Below are 3,462 nucleotides of genomic sequence, written 5' to 3'. Positions count from 1 at the left end.
GGATAAAGCGAAGCGGCATCCGACAAGCAGGTGCGTCGATATCGGATGCCGCTTCGCTTTATCCGACCTACGCAGGTGCGCAGCGAAAACTGCTTCGGTCGGGGTCGTGGCCGTGCCCTGTCAGAACGTCGCGTTGAGGCTGACCCAGAACCGGCGTCCCTCATCGATCAGCCAGTTGCCTTCCGTATCGGGCTCGACGACCTTGTCGGTCACGTTCAGAACAGCGAGATTGAGCGACGCGTTGTCGCTGATCCGGATCGAGCCGCCGAGATCGAACGTCGTCGTGGAGGGCCGTTCGGAAACGCCGCCGCGCGTCACCGCGCGGATCTGCTCGCCCTGGAAGACCATCCTCACATAGGCGGAATAGGCGTCATCCGGCGTCCAGTTCAGCTCCAGATTGCCGCTATGGCGCGGCGTCGTGGTCAGCGGTTGTCCCTCAAGCTGAGGATACCCCGGAGGCGCCTCTTCGATCTTCGACCGCGTGTAGGTGTAGTTGCCATCCAGCATGAAGTTGTCGCCCAGGGGCGCCGCGAAGGCCAGTTCGACGCCGCGCTGGTTGGCCTCGCCGATGTTCTCGTTGCGCCAGATGAAGAAACCGTCGGCGTTGCGAACCCCGGTATTGAAGTTCTCGATCTTGTCCTTGAAGTCGTTGTTGAACAGCGTGACTCCCGCGCTGTATCCGCCCTGCCCGCTCCACAGCAAGGCGATCTCCTGAGTCACGCTGGTTTCGGGATCGAGGTCCGGATTGCCTTCGATCACGCCGCAGGAGTTGGAGGAGGCGCAGTTGCCGCCGCCGGTGCTGGTCGCCCATCCGGAGGTGATCTGGCGCAGGTCCGGGGTCCGGTATCCGGTCGAGACGCCGCCCTTGATGGTGAAGGCCTCGTCGAGCCGGTATACGCCATAGACGCGGGGGCTGAAATGGACGCCGTAGTCCTCGTGGCTGTCCATCCGGAGACCGCCGGTCAGGGAGAAGCGGTCGGTGAAGGCGATCTCATCCTCGCCGAACAGGGCGTATTGCGTGGCGCTGGCGGAATTGGGTCCACCGATCGGCCGTCCGCCGGCATTGCCGGTGATGGCGCCAAGGCTGTCCTCGATCTCCTCCCGTTCGACCTGGGCACCGACCGTCAGGGTATGGATGTCGAGCGAGGTGACGAACTGACCCCGCGCGGTGGTGTTGGCGACCTCCGGTTTCCGGCTGTTGCCCAGGGTTTCCCGCTCCGCCTCCTCTCGGTTGACGTAGACGTCGGAGACGCCCAGGTCCCAGCGGCCGGTGTGGGAAAGCGACCACGTCTTGCGGGTGTGGCTCGTTTCGCTGCCGGCGTCGGCGCTCTTGCCGGCGGTGGCGGTGCGGTCCTGCCGGGACCAGCCGTATTCCAGCGCGATGTCGTGGTCGGGGGTGGGCGTCAGGGTGACGCGGGCATTGATGCTGCGGTTGTCCTGCTCGCTCCAGCCGCCGATGATCTCGTCCTCTTCGCGCTTGTCCTGGCGTCCGAAGATCTGAAGCCCGAGCAGGTCCTTGACGACGGGGCCGCTCAGGTAGAAATCGCCCTGATAGTCGTTGCCGGCGTCGCCGTCGGTGGGCAGGATGGTCTGGAGGCCGGCCGATCCGCCCCAGCGGCCGGCTACCTTTCGCGTGATGATGTTGACGACGCCGCCGAGCGCGTCGGAACCGTAGAGCGACGACATCGGCCCGCGCACGACCTCGATCCGCTCGATGGCGTGCAGCGGCGGAATGAAGCCCTGCTCGAAACCGCCGCTGCCGTTGGGCCGCGACGCGCGGGTGTTCTGCGGTTTGCCGTCGACCAGGATCAGCGTGTACTCTCCGGGCATTCCCCGGATAGAGATGTCCTGTTCGCCGGTGGATCCGGTGACGGCGACGCCCTCGACATTGCGCAAGGCGTCGGCAAGGTCCCGGAAGGGCTTGGCTTCGAGTTCTTCCCGCGTGATCACCGAGATGCTGGCCGGGGCATCCTCGACCTGCTGTTCATGGCCGGACGCGGTAACGACCATGGGGCCGAGGACAACGGCGCTCTCGTCCTCCCCCTCCACGGCCGTCTGGGCGGCGACCGGTCCTCCCGCCAGCGACCCGAGCATGCCGGCGGCCGCGATCATGGATTTCGACCGGAACGGCACAGGCCGGCGCTTCGCCCCTGGTACTGGATTGACCCTTACGAACACCCCCTTGAAATCGATCCCCCGCAACTCGCCTTCCCCCAATCTGGTATGACCACTTTGTCTCGGAACGGGGCCAAGCTAATAAGAATCGTTATCATTCGCAACTGGTTTTTCCAGAAACTTCTGCCGGGACGGCGGACAGAGCCCCTTCGTAGCGGGTTGCCGCCGCGACAGCACCAATGCAGTGCAGTGTAAAACGATCGCTTTACATCTACCCGCCACGGCCATACAGTCGTGCATCATGGACAAGCGCAAAGACATGATCGCGGGGGCGGCCCGCGCGTTCGAGGCCGAGGGTTTCCGGGGCATCGGCGTCGATGGGATCCTTGCCTCCTCCGGAGCGTCGACCCGCACGCTCTACAAGCATTTCGGCTCGCGCGACGGGCTGGTGCTGGCGGTGCTGGAAGAACGGCACCGCGACTTCATGAACCGGCTCGAGTTGCGGAGCGGAAATGCGGATCCGATCGACGAACTGTTCGATACGCTGGAGCACTGGCTGGTCGAGCATGGGGCACGAGGCTGCGTGCTCCTGCGAGCCCGCAGCGAATACGCCGGCGCGAACGAGGATGTCGTCGCTCTCGTGCGGCGGCAGAAAGAGGAGTTCGGGCGAGAGATCGCCAAACGCGTCGAGACGGTGCTGGGCTCCGCCGATGCCCCTCTTGCGACGCAGATCTGGCTTTTGTTCGAGGGGGCGACCGCGGCGGCGAGCGTTTCCGACCTTTCAGTCGTAGGATCGGCCAGACAGGCGGCAGGCGTCCTGGTGGCGGCGGCGGTGGCGGCGCAAGGCCGGTCGCGATGAGGGGGCGGATCAATTTCGTCGCGGCCGCCTTCGCGCTCACCGCACTGACCTACGGTCTGGGGCGCTTTGCCTATGGGCTCCTGCTTCCGCATATCCAGCAGGACCTTTCCTTGAGCGCCACCGGGGCCGGATGGATCGGGGGCAGCGCATTCGCGGCTTATTGCTTCGGCATCGTCCTGGCCTTCGCGGCCGGCGCCCGTCTCGGCGAACGCCGCCTTGCGGTTCTCTCCGGCCTGACGGCGGCATCGGGGCTGGCGCTCGTCGCGGTCGCGTCATCGGGCTGGAGCCTTGGGGCGGCGATAGCGCTCGCGGGGCTGAGCACGGGGCTGACGTCACCGCCGCTCGCGGCGGCGGTAGCGCGCTGTGTGGAAGAGGCGGAGCGTCCCAAGGCGAACGGCGCGATCAACGCCGGCACGGCGGCCGGGATCATCCTGTCCGGCTTCGCTGTGACGGCGTTCCCCGCGGGCTGGCGCGAACTCTATGCTGTG

The 3,462-nt window shown here is 66.0% G+C and carries 3 protein-coding genes; 2 read left to right on the top strand and 1 reads right to left on the bottom strand.

Annotated elements, in window-relative coordinates; all coding sequences use genetic code 11:
- Positions 1–120 precede the first annotated feature (120 nt).
- Complete coding sequence (locus AC5JJ6_RS04865; protein ID WP_496040962.1) at positions 121–2,202, bottom strand: TonB-dependent receptor domain-containing protein; 2,082 nt, start codon at positions 2,200–2,202, stop codon at positions 121–123.
- A 214-nt stretch (positions 2,203–2,416) separates the two neighbouring features.
- Between AC5JJ6_RS04865 and AC5JJ6_RS04860 the strand changes: the two genes are divergently transcribed.
- Both AC5JJ6_RS04860 and AC5JJ6_RS04855 read left to right on the top strand, forming a co-directional pair.
- Positions 2,417–2,974 (top strand): TetR/AcrR family transcriptional regulator, encoded by a 558-nt coding sequence (locus AC5JJ6_RS04860; protein WP_496040961.1) that lies wholly within the window; start codon positions 2,417–2,419, stop codon positions 2,972–2,974.
- The coding region (locus AC5JJ6_RS04855; protein ID WP_496040960.1) for an MFS transporter at positions 2,971–3,462 on the top strand (492 nt) is incomplete at its 3' end. The genes AC5JJ6_RS04860 and AC5JJ6_RS04855, both read left to right, overlap by 4 nt.

It is taken from the genome of Skermanella sp., from assembly GCF_059503625.1.
This window is presented reverse-complemented; position numbering and strand designations above follow the sequence as displayed.